The following is a 14,968-nucleotide window of genomic DNA, read 5'->3' as shown; positions in this document are numbered from 1 at the left end:
GACGTCGCCAAACTCATGCCCGTCGCCTACGTCGTCGCCGGAGTCTTCATCTGCTTCACCCTCCTGGTACTCATCGCCGACGTAGTGAACCCGGTGCGCATCTCGTAGCAACCCGCCGTTCAGGAAGGCCGGGCACCATGTGTGCCCGGCCTTCTCCATCGAGTGGGTTTACGGGCCGTGATGTGCTGGGGCCGAGGCATGTGCCGTAATCTCGAAGCCTGGAGCCCGCGGCTGACGGGACCGGACCTTGATCACAACTTGGGGTTGCACAGCAGATGACTGCGATTTCTCTCGGCATGCCGTCCGTTCCGACCAAGCTCGCCGAGCGGCGGAAGAGCCGGCAGATCATGGTCGGCCCCGTGGCGGTGGGCGGGGACGCGCCGGTGTCGGTGCAGTCGATGACGACGACGCGTACGTCGGACATCGGTGCCACGTTGCAGCAGATCGCGGAGCTGACGGCGTCGGGCTGCCAGATCGTGCGGGTGGCCTGTCCCACGCAGGATGACGCGGACGCGCTGGCGACCATCGCGCGTAAGTCGCAGATCCCGGTGATCGCGGACATTCATTTCCAGCCGAAGTACGTGTTCGCGGCGATCGAGGCGGGCTGCGCGGCGGTGCGGGTGAACCCGGGCAACATCAAGCAGTTCGACGACAAGGTCAAGGAGATCGCCGGGGCGGCGAGGGACCATGGCACGCCGATCCGGATCGGGGTGAACGCGGGGTCGCTGGACCGGCGGCTGCTGCAGAAGTACGGCAGGGCGACGCCGGAGGCGCTGGTGGAGTCGGCGTTGTGGGAGGCGTCGTTGTTCGAGGAGCACGGGTTCCGGGACATCAAGATCTCGGTGAAGCACAACGACCCGGTGGTCATGGTCAACGCCTACCGTCAGCTGGCCGCGCAGTGCGACTATCCGCTGCACCTGGGTGTGACGGAGGCGGGCCCGGCGTTCCAGGGGACCATCAAGTCCGCCGTCGCCTTCGGGGCGCTGCTGAGCGAGGGCATCGGCGACACGATCCGCGTCTCCCTCTCGGCCCCTCCCGTGGAGGAGATCAAGGTCGGCGCCCAGATCCTGGAGTCCCTGGGCCTCCGCCAGCGCGGCCTGGAGATCGTCTCCTGCCCCTCCTGCGGCCGCGCCCAGGTCGACGTCTACAAGCTCGCCGAGGAGGTCACGGCCGGCCTCACGGGCATGGAGGTCCCGCTGCGCGTCGCCGTCATGGGCTGCGTGGTCAACGGCCCCGGTGAGGCACGGGAGGCGGACCTCGGCGTGGCTTCCGGCAACGGCAAGGGGCAGATCTTCGTCAAGGGCGAGGTCATCAAGACCGTGCCCGAGTCCAAGATCGTGGAGACCCTGATCGAGGAAGCCATGAAGATCGCCGAGCAGATGGAGGCGGACGGGGTGACTTCGGGCGAGCCGTCGGTGTCGGTGGCGGGCTGAGCGCACGGGCGGCGGGCCGCGCGGGGGCGGCTCCCGGGGCGAAAACCCTGGCCGGAAACATCGGGGCGGCGGTGCTCAAATTCGCCAGGTACAGTGCGGAGATCAGCAGTCCCCAGGGTGAGGCCCCCGCACGTGTTGACGCAGACGACCACCCGGGTCCTCGAACCGAGTGACCTGGACGCCGCACTCGCCGTTCTCGACCGCGAGCCGGTCGCGAACGCCTTTGTGACGTCCCGCGTGCAGGTCGCAGGCCTCGACCCCTGGCGTCTCGGCGGCGAGATGTGGGGCTGGTACGAGGGCGGCATGCTCACGTCCCTGTGCTACGCGGGCGCCAACCTCGTCCCCATCTGCGCCACCCCCCGCGCCGTACGCGCCTTCGCCGACCGTGCCCGCAGAGCCGGCCGCCGCTGCTCCTCCATCGTCGGCCCCGCCGAAGCCACCGCCCAGCTGTGGCGGCTGCTCGAACCCAGCTGGGGCCCGGCCCGCGAGATCCGCGCCCACCAGCCACTGATGGTCACCGACCGGCTGCCCACCCACGTCACCCCGGATCCGTACGTCCGCCGTATGCGCAAGGACGAGATGGAGACGATCATGCCGGCGTGCGTGGCCATGTTCACCGAGGAAGTCGGCGTATCGCCGCTCTCAGGGGACGGCGGCCTGCTCTACCAGGCCCGGGTCGCCGAACTCGTCGGCTCCGGCCGCTCGTTCGCCCGCCTCGACGGCAACGGCAGGGTCGTCTTCAAGGCGGAGATCGGCGCCGCCACCCCCCGGGCCTGCCAGATCCAGGGCGTGTGGGTGGCCCCCGAGTACCGAGGCCAGGGCCTCGCGGCCCCCGGCATGGCGGCCGTCCTCCGCTACGCCCTCGCCGATGTCGCGCCGGTGGCCAGTCTGTACGTCAACGACTTCAACACGGCGGCACGGCGGACGTACCTGCGGGTGGGCTTCCAGGAAGTCGGCGCCTTCATGAGCATCCTGTTCTGAGCGCGCCCAAAGGGGCGCATGGCCGTCCCGGCGCAACCCGGCGGGGCGCCCCGGTAGGCTCCCCGGCATGCTGCGCTTCCCCGGTCACGGCTCCCGCCGCCCCGAAGACATCGTGATCGGCCCCCTCGACCTGACCGCCCGTGTGGACGAAGCGCTGGCCGTCCAGGCGGTGGCCTTCGGACTCGGCGCCGAAGAGATCGCCGTACGACGGCAGATCGTGCTCAGGCACCTCACCTTCCCGGGAGCCCGTGCGCTCGGTGCCACCACCCCCGACGGCCGGCTCGTCGGCTTCGTGTACGGCATGCCGAACAATCGCGCGCACTGGTGGTCGACCGTCGTCGAACCGTATCTGCGCGCCCAGGGCCACGAGGGCTGGCTCGACAACTCCTTCGTGATCACCGAGCTGCATGTGCACCCGGCGTACCAGAACCGTGGCATCGGCCGCTCCCTGATCACGGAGATCACGGACAGCGCGGCCGAACCCCGCTCGATCCTCTCCGCCGTCGACACCGACAGCCCCGCCCGCGGCCTGTACCACTCGCTCGGCTACGTCGACCTGGCCCGCCGGGTGCTCTTCCCGAGCGCCCCGAAGCCGTACGCGGTGATGGGAGCCCCACTGCCGCTGCGCAGACCCTAGGAGGGCACCCTGCCCGCCGCGCGGACGCCAATCGATTTCCACCGTCCCGTGCTGCCCGGCTAACCTCCTGTCATCACCCTTACGCAGCAGGAGTAAACAATCATGGCCCAGGTCCAGCGCATGTCCCGGTTGATGGTCAAGACACTGCGCGACGACCCGGCGGACGCCGAGACGCTCAGTCACAAGCTGCTCGTCCGCGCCGGCTATGTCCGCCGCAACGCGGCCGGCATCTGGACCTGGCTCCCGCTCGGCAAGAAGGTCCTCGACAACGTCTCCCGCGTGGTCCGTGAGGAGATGGACGCGATCGGCGCGCAGGAAGTCCTGCTGCCCGCCCTCCTGCCCAAGGAGCCGTACGAGGCCTCCGCCCGCTGGGAGGAGTACGGCGACCTGCTGTTCCGGCTGAAGGACCGCAAGGGCGGCGAGTACCTGCTCGGCCCGACCCACGAGGAGATCTTCACGCTCGTCGTGAAGGACCAGGCCGCGTCGTACAAGGACCTGCCGATCATCCTCTACCAGATCCAGACCAAGTACCGCGACGAGGCCCGCCCCCGGTCGGGCGTCCTGCGCGGCCGCGAGTTCCAGATGAAGGACTCGTACTCCTTCGACACGAGCGACGAGGGTCTGGCGGAGTCCTACCGGCTGCACCGCGAGGCGTACCAGAACATCTTCGCGCGCCTCGGCCTCGACTACCGCATCGTCTCCGCCGTCTCCGGAGCGATGGGCGGCTCGGCGTCCGAGGAGTTCCTCGCCCCGGCCGCCGCCGGTGAGGACACCTTCGTGGACTGCCCGCACTGCGACTACGCGGCGAACACGGAGGCGGTCACCATCCAGCTGGCGCCGGTCTCCGCGGAGCACCCCGCGGTCGAGGAACTGGACACCCCCGACACCCCGACCATCGAGACCCTCGCCGAGCACCTCGGCGTCCCCGCCTCCGCGACCCTGAAGAACCTCCTGGTCAAGGTCGACGGCGAGATCGTGGCCGTGGGCGTCCCCGGCGACCGCGAGGTCGACCTCGGCAAGCTCGGCGAGCACCTCGCCCCGGCCGTCGTCGAGCTGGTGACGGCCGAGGACTTCGAGGGCCGAGAGGACCTCGTACGCGGCTACGTCGGCCCGCAGGGCCTGGAGAAGGTCCGCTACATCGCCGACCCGCGCGTGGCCCCCGGCACCTCCTGGATCACGGGCGCGAACAAGCAGGACAAGCACGCCCGCAACGTGGTGTGCGGCCGGGACTTCGAGGTCGACGACTACCTGGATGTCGTCGTGGTGGAAGAGGGCGACCCCTGCCCCAAGTGCGGCAACGGCCTCAAGCTGGACCGCGCCATCGAGATCGGCCACATCTTCCAGCTCGGCCGCAAGTACGCCGACACCTTCCAGCTCGACGTCCTCGGCCAGCACGGCAAGCCCGTCCGCGTGACCATGGGCTCGTACGGCATCGGCGTCTCCCGCGCGGTCGCCGCCCTCGCCGAGCAGCACGCCGACGAGCAGGGCCTGTGCTGGCCCAAGGAGGTCGCCCCGGCCGACGTCCACATCGTCGCCGCCGGCAAGGCCCTGCAGACCGAACTGGCCCTCGACGTGGCCGACAAGCTGGGCGCGGCGGGCGTACGGGTCCTGGTGGACGACCGGGCCGGGGTCTCACCGGGCGTGAAGTTCACCGACGCCGAACTCATCGGCGTACCCCAGATCCTCGTCGCCGGCCGCCGCTCCGCCGAGCGAGTCCTCGAACTCAAGGACCGCCGGACCGGCGAGCGCGAGGAACTGACGGTCGACGAGGCGATCGCCCGCCTGGCCCGGTGATCACGCCCGAGGCCTGATCACCCGTCGGCAGGGGGTGTTGCGGGTTGTTGGGGTGCTGCGGGTGGCGTGTGGCTGGTCGCGCCCCGAGGCGGAGCCGCTGATGTCGCAGCCCCGCGCCCCTGAAGGGGCGCGGCTCCAGCCCACGCAAACCTTTCCAGCCCAGGCCAGTCACCCCCAGCCCGTCCGGCGTCCGAGGACGAGGCCGCAAGGCCGACCCACCACCCACCCAGCAGCACACTCCCAACCCACCCCAGACACCCCCAGCCCGTCCGGCGCTTGAGGACGAGGCCGAAGGCCGATCCCGGGGGTCTGGGGGCGGAGCCCCCAGGGTGGGGACGGGGGAAGGGGCGGCGGGGGCGAAAACCTCAGGCCCGCACCCCGCCCACGCCCCTCGCTACAGCCACCCCGCAAACTCCAGCAACAGCTCCGAGTCCCGCTCACGCCCCACGCGCAGTGCCCGCACACCCGACTCCACCGCCCGGAAGAGCGTCCACCCCCGCAACCGTTCCTGGCCCACGTCCAGGGACTCGGCCAGCCGCTTCACCCGACGCCGGGTGATCGCGGCCCCCGACGGCGAGGCGATCAGATCCTCGACCCGGTCCCGCACCAGCCGGGCCAGATCGAACACGCACTCGCCGACCACCGGATCCGGCCCCACGGCCAGCCACGGCATCCGCTCCCCGGCGAGCACCTTGCTCTGCCGGAACGTGCCGTGCAGCAACCGCTCCTCGGGCGGTGCGGCGAGCAGCTCGTCCCGGGCCGCGAGGGCCGCGTCGACCAGGGGCCACACCTCCGCGTCCACGTCGGCCCACGCCCGCATCGCCTGTGCCTGCCGCCCGGTCCGCTCGGCCACGGTCTCGAAGAGATGCGCCTCGGGCGGCTCGACCCACAACCGCCGCAGCGTCCCGGCGGCCTCCAGCAGCGCCTTGGCCTCGGGCAACGACCGCAGGGACATGTCGGGCCGCAGCCGCTCCAGCAGCAGGACGTCCTGCTGGCTGTCACCGGGATTGAGCAACTGCACCGCACCCCGCCCGTCCCAGTGCCCGAGCGCGGCCCGCTCGCTCTCCGGCCGGGCCCGGGGAGGCGCCAGCTTGAGCACGGCGGGGGTGTTGTCGTACTGCCGTACCAAGAGCACGACACTGCTGCGCCCACCCGGCGCCTGCACCCTCTCGACGGTCAACTCGCGTAGATCTACGGCCTGCTGGATCAGCTCGGGAAGCTTGTCCAGCCAGTCGTCGGCCCCGTCGACCCCGTTGTGGCGCGTCTCGGCGAGTGCCCGCACGACACGCTGCGGCGGTTCGAAAGCCATGCGCGAGGTGTTCCCTTCAAGGTCGCGATCACGTATGCGGTGCCGCCTGCGCGGCCGGACCGGCCGGACCGGCCGCCGCCCGCTCGGCGAGCCCAGGGAAGGCTACGCTTCCTCCCCGCCACCGCACTGCCCGCACCGCCGCCTCCCGCAGCGCCTCCACGGCGGTACGCCTCCGCTCGCCTTCGGATGCCCGCACGAGGTCGGAGTACACCCCCGCCACCCGCTCCTCCAGCTCCACGGCGAGCCGTACGGCCGCGTCGCCGTCCGCCACGGCGAAGGGCAGCGCATACGCGGCCGCCGCGGCCTCGGGCGTCCCGCCCAGATCCCGCACGGCCCGCGCCAGCTCGTCCCGCCGGGCCCGATGGGCGTCGTACCCCTCCCGCGCCTCGGCCCGCCGCGCCTCCCCGACCCTGCCGCCGACGACCCCGTACCCGTACACGGCGGCATGCTCGGCCCGAAGGGCGGCCTGCACCGCTCCCAGCTCCCCGCTCTCGCTCACTTCGCACCCTCCGTCAACAGAAACGCGTGCCCGGCCCCGGCCGCCACCACGGACGCCATCACCCGCGCCAGCTCGCCCGGCACGTCCAGCAGCTCCTTCGTACGCCGGTCCGCCAGCGCCCGCTCGGCGGCGGCGAGCTGGCCGAGGGCGGACTTCGGGTCCTCGGGCACGGGGGCGGGGGTGCCGGAGGCGCTCGGCGAAGGGGAACCGCTCCCCGACACCGATGCCGACGCACTCGCCGAGGCCGAAACAGAGGCAGACGCCGATGCCCCGCCCCCGAACGCCTTCGCATGCCGTACGACCTCCGCCCGCAGCGGAGCGAGCAGCGCCCCCAGCGGTGGGTGTGCGGCGATGACGGCGGCGTACCGCTCGGCGAGCGCCTCGCTGTCGCGCGCCACGCGCGCGCGTGCCCGGTCGGCGGCCGAAGGGCCTCCGTCGGTGGTCGTGGACCTGTCGGTCCCGGACGAACAGCCCACGACGAGGACCGCGCCCGCGGCCCCGGCGAGCAGGCTCCTTCTGCGCGGCCCCGGCGGGGTGCGCGATGGCAGGGTGAACGGCACGGCAGAGATCCTCGGCAGGGTCGTACGAACAGGAGAGCGTCAATCCCGCGATCACGGTACCCGTGCCCCACCCCGACGCACGCCAGCGGCTCGTCCTGTCGTGTTCACGCGCCCACCGTCCCGAACGAACACGGGCACCCGACCCACTCACCTGGCGGTGGCCGCTCACGCCCGCCGTGGACGGCAACACCCCCTGGGACCGGATACCCTTTGACCTGACACGCGACCTTCCCACAACAGCACACGCGGCCGAGGAGTCACCCGGATGAGCACCACCCAGAGCGAGAGGCTGCGACAACTGCTGGAACCGCTCGTACGCTCCCAGGGCCTGGATCTCGAAGAGATCGCCGTGGACTCGGTCGGACGCAAGCGTGTGCTGCGCGTGGTCGTCGACTCCGACGCCGGCGCCGATCTGGACGCCGTCGCCGATGTGAGCCGCGAGCTCTCGGCGAAGCTGGACGAGACGGACGCGATGGGCGCGGGGGAGTACACCCTGGAGGTCGGAACCCCCGGTGCCGAGCGGGAGCTCAAGGAGCACCGGCACTACGTCCGTGCCGTCGGCCGGCTGGTGAAGTTCCAGCTCCACGACGACGGCGAACTCGTCGCCAGAATCCTGACCGTGGACGACACAGGCCTCGATCTCGAAGTGCCCGGAGTGAAGGGCCGCAAGGCCACCACCCGCAGGCTCGCCTTCGACGACATCGCCAAGGCGCGGGTCCAGGTCGAGTTCAACCGCAAGGACAAGAAGGACATGATGGAAGAGGAGGAGGCGTAGCCGTGGACATCGACATGAGTGCCCTGCGGGGTTTGGTAAGGGAAAAGGAGATCTCCTTCGACCTGCTGGTCGAGGCGATCGAGTCGGCCCTCCTCATCGCCTACCACCGCACCGAGGGAAGCCGCCGCCACGCGCGCGTGGAGCTCGACCGGCAGTCCGGTCACGTGACCGTGTGGGCGAAGGAGGACCCGGCGGACCTGGAGGAGGGGCAGGAGACGCGCGAGTTCGACGACACCCCGTCCGGTTTCGGCCGTATCGCCGCCACCACCGCCAAGCAGGTCATCCTGCAGCGCCTGCGGGACGCGGAGGACGACGCCACCCTCGGCGAGTACGCCGGCCGTGAGGGCGACATCGTCACCGGAGTCGTGCAGCAGGGTCGCGACCCCAAGAACGTCCTTGTCGACATCGGCAAGCTGGAGGCCATCCTGCCCGTGCAGGAGCAGGTCCCCGGCGAGTCGTACCAGCACGGCATGCGGCTGCGGTCGTACGTCGTTCGGGTGGCGAAGGGTGTGCGCGGTCCGTCCGTGACCCTCTCCCGGACGCACCCCAATCTGGTGAAGAAACTCTTTGCCCTGGAGGTCCCGGAGATCGCCGACGGGTCGGTCGAGATCTCCGCCATCGCGCGTGAGGCCGGTCACCGTACGAAGATCGCGGTCCGGTCGACCCGGAGCGGTCTGAACGCCAAGGGCGCCTGCATCGGCCCCATGGGCGGCCGTGTGCGCAATGTCATGGGCGAACTGAACGGCGAGAAGATCGACATCGTCGACTGGTCGGACGACCCGGCCGAGATGGTGGCGAACGCGCTGTCCCCGGCCCGGGTCTCCAAGGTCGAGGTCGTCGACCTCGCAGCCCGTTCCGCGCGCGTGACGGTCCCCGATTACCAGCTGTCGCTGGCGATCGGCAAGGAGGGGCAGAACGCCCGCCTCGCCGCCCGCCTGACCGGCTGGCGGATCGATATCCGGCCGGACACAGAACAGGTGGCGGAGTAGGCGGGGAATAGATCCAAGCCGCAAGTCGCTTAGATCACGACAACAGCCGTTCGATTCTTGCCCCAAAGGGGTGAGGTCGGTGCGGGGAGGTAGACTTAAGAGTGTCTGGCCGGACGCGAGCCCGCGCATGCCCTGAGCGCACCTGTGTGGGGTGCCGGGAGCGAGCGGCCAAGGACGATCTGTTGCGGATCGTGGCGATCGAGGAACAGTGTGTTCCCGATCCTCGCGGTACGCTGCCCGGCCGGGGTGCCTATGTACACCCGGCCCCGGTCTGTCTCGACCAGGCGGTACGCCGCCGGGCGTTCCCAAGGGCGCTGCGCGTCCCGGGGCCGCTCGACGTAAAGGCGTTGCGCCTGTACGTCGAGCAGACAGACAGTTGCTGAGCAGCGGTAGTGCTGAGCATGCAACACCGTAAGACGCGTCGTGCGGAACCCCGTGCGGCCCTGGTACCTCGCGAGTCGAAAGCAGGTCGAGATTGCGATGAGCACTCGATGAGTACGCGATGAGTACGCCCATGAAGTAGCGACGGTCCGGCCGCAACCCGGACCTAAAAGGAGCGAAGTGGCTAAGGTCCGGGTATACGAACTCGCCAAGGAGTTCGGGGTGGAGAGCAAGGTCGTCATGGCCAAGCTCCAAGAACTCGGTGAATTTGTCCGTTCGGCGTCCTCGACGATCGAGGCGCCCGTAGTACGCAAGCTGACCGACGCCCTCCAGCAGGGCAACGGGGGCGCCAAGCCGGCCCCCCGCAAGGCTGCCCCGGCGAAGCCGGCGACACCCTCTCCCGCGCAGGCCGCCCGTCCGGCAGCCCCGCGCCCCGGCCCGGCCGCGCCCAAGCCGCCGGCTGCCGAGAAGCCCGCGGCCCCGGCTCCGGGCCCGCGTCCGACCCCCGGTCCGAAGCCGGCGCCGAAGCCCGCCCCGGCGGCTCCGGCTCCGGCCGCGCCCGAGTTCACGGCGCCGCCGGCACCCCCGTCGCCCGCCGCGAGCCCGGCCCCGCGTCCGAGTGCCCGTCCCGGTGGCCCGAAGCCCGGTGGCCGTCCGGCTCCCGGCCAGGGTCAGGGTCAGGGACCCCGTCCCGGTGGCGGTTCCCGTCAGGGTGGCCAGGGCGCGCAGCGTCCCGGTGGCCGTCCGTCCGGTCCGCGTCCGGGTAACAACCCGTTCACCTCCAGCGGCTCCACCGGCATGGCGCGCCCGCAGGCGCCCCGTCCGGGCGGCGCGCCCCGACCCGGCGGTCCTGGTGGCCCCGGTGGCGGTCCGCGTCCGCAGGGCGCGGAGCGCGGTGGTCCTCGTCCGCAGGGTGCGGCCGGTGGCGGTCCGCGTCCGCAGGCTCCGGGCGGTTCCCGTCCGACCCCGGGCGGCATGCCGCGTCCGCAGGGCGGCGGTCCGCGTCCCGGCGGCGGTCCCGGCGGTCCGCGTCCGAACCCCGGCATGATGCCGCAGCGTCCCGCCGCCGGCCCGCGTCCCGGTGGCGGTGGCCCCGGCGGTCGCGGTCCCGGCGGTGGCGGTCGTCCCGGTGGCGGTGGCGGTCGTCCGGGTGGCGGCGGCTTCGCCGGTCGTCCCGGTGGCGGCGGTGGCGGTGGCGGTTTCGCCGGTCGTCCCGGTGGCCCCGGTGGCGGTGGCGGCGGTTTCGCCGGCCGTCCGGGTGGTCCCGGTGGTGGCGGTGGCCGTCCCGGCTTCGGCGGTCGTCCCGGTGGTCCGGGCGGTCGCGGTGGCACGCAGGGCGCCTTCGGCCGTCCCGGCGGTCCGGCGCGTCGTGGCCGCAAGTCGAAGCGGCAGAGGCGCCAGGAGTACGAGGCCATGCAGGCCCCGTCGGTCGGCGGTGTGATGCTGCCTCGCGGCAACGGACAGACCGTCCGCCTGTCGCGCGGTGCGTCGCTCACCGACTTCGCCGAGAAGATCGGTGCCAACCCGGCGTCGCTCGTCGCGGTGATGATGAACCTCGGCGAGATGGTCACTGCCACGCAGTCCGTCTCCGACGAGACCCTCCAGCTGCTCGCCGGCGAGATGAACTACGTCGTCGAGATCGTCAGCCCGGAGGAGGAGGACCGCGAGCTGCTGGAGTCCTTCGACATCGAGTTCGGCGAGGACGAGGGTGGCGAGGAGTTCCTCGCACCGCGTCCGCCGGTCGTGACCGTCATGGGTCACGTCGACCACGGTAAGACCCGACTGCTGGACACGATCCGCAAGACGAACGTCGTCGCGGGCGAGGCCGGCGGTATCACGCAGCACATCGGCGCGTACCAGGTCGCCACCCAGGTCAACGAAGAAGAGCGCAGGATCACCTTCATCGACACCCCGGGTCACGAGGCGTTCACCGCCATGCGTGCACGTGGTGCGAAGTCGACCGACATCGCGATCCTCGTGGTGGCGGCCAACGACGGTGTGATGCCCCAGACGATCGAGGCGTTGAACCACGCCAAGGCGGCCGGTGTGCCGGTCGTGGTCGCGGTCAACAAGATCGACGTCGAGGGTGCCGACCCGACCAAGGTGCGCGGTCAGCTCACCGAGTTCGGTCTGGTGGCCGAGGAGTACGGCGGCGACACCATGTTCGTCGACATCTCCGCCAAGCAGGGCCTCAACATCGAGAGCTTGCTGGAGGCCGTGGTCCTCACCGCGGACGCCTCGCTCGACCTGCGGGCCAACCCGGAGCAGGACGCGCAGGGCATCGCGATCGAGTCCCACCTGGACCGTGGCCGCGGCGCCGTCGCGACCGTCCTGGTTCAGCGAGGCACCCTGCGGGTCGGCGACACCATGGTGGTCGGCGACGCGTACGGCCGTGTCCGCGCGATGCTCGACGACAAGGGCGGGAACGTGGAAGAGGCGGGTCCCTCGACCCCGGTCCTCGTCCTCGGTCTCACCAACGTCCCGGGCGCCGGCGACAACTTCCTGGTGGTCGACGAGGACCGTACGGCCCGTCAGATCGCCGAGAAGCGTGCCGCTCGTGAGCGGAACGCCAACTTCGCCCGCCGGGGTGTCCGGTTCTCCCTGGAGAACCTGGACGAGGCCCTCAAGGCCGGTCTGGTGCAGGAACTCAACCTCATCATCAAGGGCGACGCGTCCGGTTCGGTGGAGGCTCTCGAGTCCTCGCTGCTCCAGCTCGACGTCGGCGAAGAGGTCGACATCCGCGTCCTGCACCGCGGCGTGGGTGCGGTCACCGAGTCGGACATCGACCTGGCGACCGGCTCCGACGCCATCGTCATCGGCTTCAACGTCCGCGCTGCGGGCCGCGCGGCGCAGATGGCGGAGCGCGAGGGCGTCGACGTCCGGTACTACTCGGTGATCTACCAGGCCATCGAGGAGATCGAGGCGGCCCTCAAGGGCATGCTCAAGCCGGAGTACGAGGAGGTCGAGCTCGGTACGGCGGAGATCCGCGAGGTCTTCAAGTCGTCCAAGCTGGGCAACATCGCCGGTGTCCTGGTCCGCTCGGGCGAGGTCAAGCGCAACACCAAGGCGCGCCTCGTCCGCGACGGCAAGGTCATCGCGGAGAACCTCACCATCTCCGGTCTGCGTCGCTTCAAGGACGACGTCACCGAGATCCGCGAAGGCTTCGAGGGTGGTATCAACCTCGGAAACTTCAACGACATCAAGGTCGACGACGTCATCGCGACGTACGAGATGCGAGAGAAGCCGAGGTCGTAAGACCGAGGCACCGGTGCCGGCCGGGGGTGACCTGTTCACCCCCGGCCGGTGTGTCCGTACCTGGGGGCTGCCGCCCCCAGACCTCCGCCGTCGCCTCAACGGCTCGTCCTCAAACGCCGGACGGGCTGGTGGGTGTCGGCCTCTGCTCGGAGCCGAGCCCCCTAAGGGGCGCGGGGCTGTATCGATATGCGGCTCCGTCGCGTGGGCGCGACCAGCCACAGACCACCCGCAGCTGCCCAACAACGGTCCCCACCCCTTGCGGGGTCGAAGGGGCGGCAGCCCCTGGGGATGGGACGGGTAGGGGCGGCGGGGGCGAGAAAACCCCGTCGATCACCCCACCCGTTCGTTGTACGGTTCTGATGTCCCGCCCACACGGACGGCGGGACCATCGATCCCGTACCGGCGGGTCATCCGGACACACATGTATGTGGGGACTCTGTCCTTCGACCTCCTGCTCGGCGACGTACGGTCGTTGAAGGAGAAGCGCTCCGTCGTCCGCCCGATCGTCGCCGAACTCCAGCGCAGGTTCGCGGTCAGCGCGGCGGAGGTGGACCATATGAACCTCCACCGCCGGGCAGGCATAGGTCTGGCGGTGGTCTCGGGCGAAGTGGGGCACCTGACCGACGTACTGGACCGGTGCGAACGCCTGGTCGCCGGCCGCCCCGAGGTGGAGCTGCTGTCGGTACGCCGACGCCTCCACGGCGACGACGACTGAACGAGACGACTGAACGAGCCGCACAACCACAGCAACGCAGAACAGCAGGAAGAACGAGGAGACGGACCAGTGGCCGACAACGCGCGGGCTAAAAGGCTGGCGGACCTCATCCGAGAGGTGGTGGCCCAGAAGCTGCAGCGCGGGATCAAGGACCCGCGGCTCGGCTCCCACATCACCATCACCGACACCCGGGTGACCGGGGACCTCCGGGAGGCGACCGTCTTCTACACGGTGTACGGGGACGAGGAGGAGCGGCAGGCCGCCGCCGCCGGACTGGAGAGCGCCAAGGGCATCCTCCGCTCCGAGGTCGGCCGCGCCGCGGGCGTGAAGTTCACGCCGACCCTCGCCTTCGTCGCGGACGCCCTCCCGGACACCGCCAAGACCATCGAGGACCTCCTCGACAAGGCGCGTGCCTCCGACGAGAAGGTGCGCGAGGCCGCCTCCGGCGCCCAGTACGCCGGTGACGCCGACCCGTACAAGAAGCCGGGCGACGACGAGGACGACATCGCCGAATGACCCAGAAGCAGACCCCGCCCGACGGCCTTGTCATCGTCGACAAGCCGTCGGGCTTCACTTCGCACGACGTGGTCGCCAAGATGCGCGGCATCGCCAGAACCCGCCGCGTCGGCCACGCCGGCACGCTCGACCCCATGGCGACGGGCGTCCTCGTTCTCGGCGTCGAGAAGGCCACCAAGCTCCTCGGCCACCTCGCGCTGACCGAGAAGGAGTACCTGGGAACCGTCCGGCTCGGCCAGAACACGGTCACGGACGACGCCGAAGGGGACATCACCTCCTCCACCGACGCCTCCAAGGTCACCCGTGACGCCATCGACACCGGGATCGCCAAGCTGACCGGCGACATCATGCAGGTGCCGTCCAAGGTCAGCGCCATCAAGATCGACGGGGTCCGGTCCTACAAGCGGGCGCGCGAGGGCGAGGACTTCGAGATCCCCGCCCGACCCGTGACCATCTCCTCGTTCACGGTGTACGACGTCCGCGACGCCGTCGCCGAGGACGGCACCCCCGTACGGGACCTGATCGTGTCCGTGGTCTGCTCGTCCGGCACGTACATCCGGGCGCTCGCCCGCGACCTGGGCGCGGACCTGGGTGTCGGCGGACACCTCACCGCACTGCGCCGGACCCGCGTGGGGCCGTACAAGCTGGACTCGGCCCGGACCCTCGACCAGCTCCAGGAGGAGCTGACCGTGATGCCGATCGCCGAGGCGGCCGCGGCCGCGTTCCCACGCTGGGACGTGGACGCCAGGCGCGCGCGGCTGCTCATCAACGGCGTACGGCTGGAGATGCCCGAGCAGTACGCCGGTACCGGGCCCGTGGCGGTCTTCGACCCGCAGGGGCGGTTCCTGGCCCTCGTGGAGGAGCTGAAGGGCAAGGCGAAGAGCCTCGCCGTCTTCGGCTGAACCACTGGCCTGCTGACCTGCCCTGACCTGCTGCCCGTTCTCCGCTGTGCTGCCCGTGGAGCGGCGTTCACGGGGTTCCTGTTCCCGCCGCTCCACGGTCCCCCCTCGGTTCCCCCACACAAGGGTGTATCCATCCGGCACTGGCTATTCACCCCTTCGGGCAGGCGCTCGGAGTGAACCGAGGGAGCGGAAGGGGGCGCTTTCGGTGGGCGATCTGTTCCG

General features: G+C 70.8%; 14 protein-coding genes. 11 read left to right on the top strand and 3 right to left on the bottom strand.

The annotated features are described in order from the left end of the window. The first annotated feature begins 275 nt into the window (after positions 1-275). From ispG to ACWD3C_RS41575, 4 genes are all read left to right on the top strand, one after another. Positions 276-1,433, top strand: a complete 1,158-nt coding sequence (ispG, locus tag ACWD3C_RS41590; protein ID WP_451152755.1) for a flavodoxin-dependent (E)-4-hydroxy-3-methylbut-2-enyl-diphosphate synthase — start codon at positions 276-278, stop codon at positions 1,431-1,433. A 132-nt stretch (positions 1,434-1,565) separates the two neighbouring features. Then, positions 1,566-2,414, top strand: coding sequence for a GNAT family N-acetyltransferase (locus ACWD3C_RS41585; RefSeq protein WP_451152753.1), 849 nt, complete (start codon positions 1,566-1,568; stop codon positions 2,412-2,414). Positions 2,415-2,481: 67 nt separating this feature from the next. Continuing rightward, the gene (locus ACWD3C_RS41580; RefSeq protein WP_451152751.1) at positions 2,482-3,051 is read left to right on the top strand and encodes a GNAT family N-acetyltransferase; all 570 of its coding nucleotides are present in this window, start codon (positions 2,482-2,484) and stop codon (positions 3,049-3,051) included. A 102-nt stretch (positions 3,052-3,153) separates the two neighbouring features. Beyond that, the gene (locus ACWD3C_RS41575; RefSeq protein ID WP_451152749.1) at positions 3,154-4,845 is read left to right on the top strand and encodes a proline--tRNA ligase; all 1,692 of its coding nucleotides are present in this window, start codon (positions 3,154-3,156) and stop codon (positions 4,843-4,845) included. A gap of 394 nt (positions 4,846-5,239) precedes the next feature. Here the strand turns inward: ACWD3C_RS41575 and ACWD3C_RS41570 are convergent, their stop codons facing one another. Genes ACWD3C_RS41570 through ACWD3C_RS41560 form a run of 3 tightly spaced genes read right to left on the bottom strand, consistent with a single transcriptional unit; the run spans position 5,240 to position 7,213 of the window. Further along, a complete protein-coding gene (locus tag ACWD3C_RS41570) occupies positions 5,240-6,154 on the bottom strand; it encodes an aminoglycoside phosphotransferase family protein (protein WP_451152747.1) in 915 nt (304 codons plus the stop codon). Positions 6,155-6,182: 28 nt separating this feature from the next. Continuing rightward, on the bottom strand, positions 6,183-6,653 hold the full coding sequence (locus ACWD3C_RS41565; protein ID WP_451152745.1) for a ferritin-like domain-containing protein: 471 nt from the start codon (positions 6,651-6,653) through the stop codon (positions 6,183-6,185). Then, positions 6,650-7,213: a hypothetical protein gene (locus ACWD3C_RS41560; protein ID WP_451152743.1), complete on the bottom strand. Its 564-nt coding sequence runs from the start codon at positions 7,211-7,213 to the stop codon at positions 6,650-6,652. The genes ACWD3C_RS41565 and ACWD3C_RS41560 overlap by 4 nt, the downstream gene beginning before the upstream one ends. 265 nt (positions 7,214-7,478) lie before the next feature. On the opposite strand from ACWD3C_RS41560, the gene rimP reads away from it, so the two are divergent. From rimP to truB, 7 genes are all read left to right on the top strand, one after another. Then, positions 7,479-7,988: a ribosome maturation factor RimP gene (rimP, locus tag ACWD3C_RS41555; protein WP_451152741.1), complete on the top strand. Its 510-nt coding sequence runs from the start codon at positions 7,479-7,481 to the stop codon at positions 7,986-7,988. Between the two features lie 2 nt (positions 7,989-7,990). After that, complete coding sequence (gene nusA, locus ACWD3C_RS41550) at positions 7,991-8,977, top strand: transcription termination factor NusA (protein ID WP_451152739.1); 987 nt, start codon at positions 7,991-7,993, stop codon at positions 8,975-8,977. 101 nt (positions 8,978-9,078) lie between these two features. After that, on the top strand, positions 9,079-9,360 hold the full coding sequence (locus ACWD3C_RS41545; protein ID WP_451152737.1) for a YlxR family protein: 282 nt from the start codon (positions 9,079-9,081) through the stop codon (positions 9,358-9,360). A 178-nt stretch (positions 9,361-9,538) separates the two neighbouring features. Then, on the top strand, positions 9,539-12,613 hold the full coding sequence (gene infB / locus ACWD3C_RS41540; protein WP_451152735.1) for a translation initiation factor IF-2: 3,075 nt from the start codon (positions 9,539-9,541) through the stop codon (positions 12,611-12,613). A 421-nt stretch (positions 12,614-13,034) separates the two neighbouring features. Next, positions 13,035-13,328, top strand: coding sequence for a DUF503 domain-containing protein (locus ACWD3C_RS41535; RefSeq protein ID WP_451152733.1), 294 nt, complete (start codon positions 13,035-13,037; stop codon positions 13,326-13,328). 69 nt (positions 13,329-13,397) lie between these two features. Continuing rightward, positions 13,398-13,844 carry a 30S ribosome-binding factor RbfA gene (rbfA, locus tag ACWD3C_RS41530; protein WP_451152731.1) on the top strand — a complete coding sequence of 149 codons (447 nt, stop codon included), beginning with the start codon at positions 13,398-13,400 and terminating at the stop codon, positions 13,842-13,844. Then, positions 13,841-14,746, top strand: a complete 906-nt coding sequence (truB, locus tag ACWD3C_RS41525; RefSeq protein WP_451152729.1) for a tRNA pseudouridine(55) synthase TruB — start codon at positions 13,841-13,843, stop codon at positions 14,744-14,746. Before rbfA ends, truB begins: the two co-directional genes overlap by 4 nt. Positions 14,747-14,968 lie beyond the last annotated feature (222 nt).

It is taken from the genome of Streptomyces sp. NPDC002845, assembly GCF_053591955.1.
Note: the sequence above shows the minus strand (reverse complement) of the source record. Positions and strands in the feature narration are given on the sequence as shown.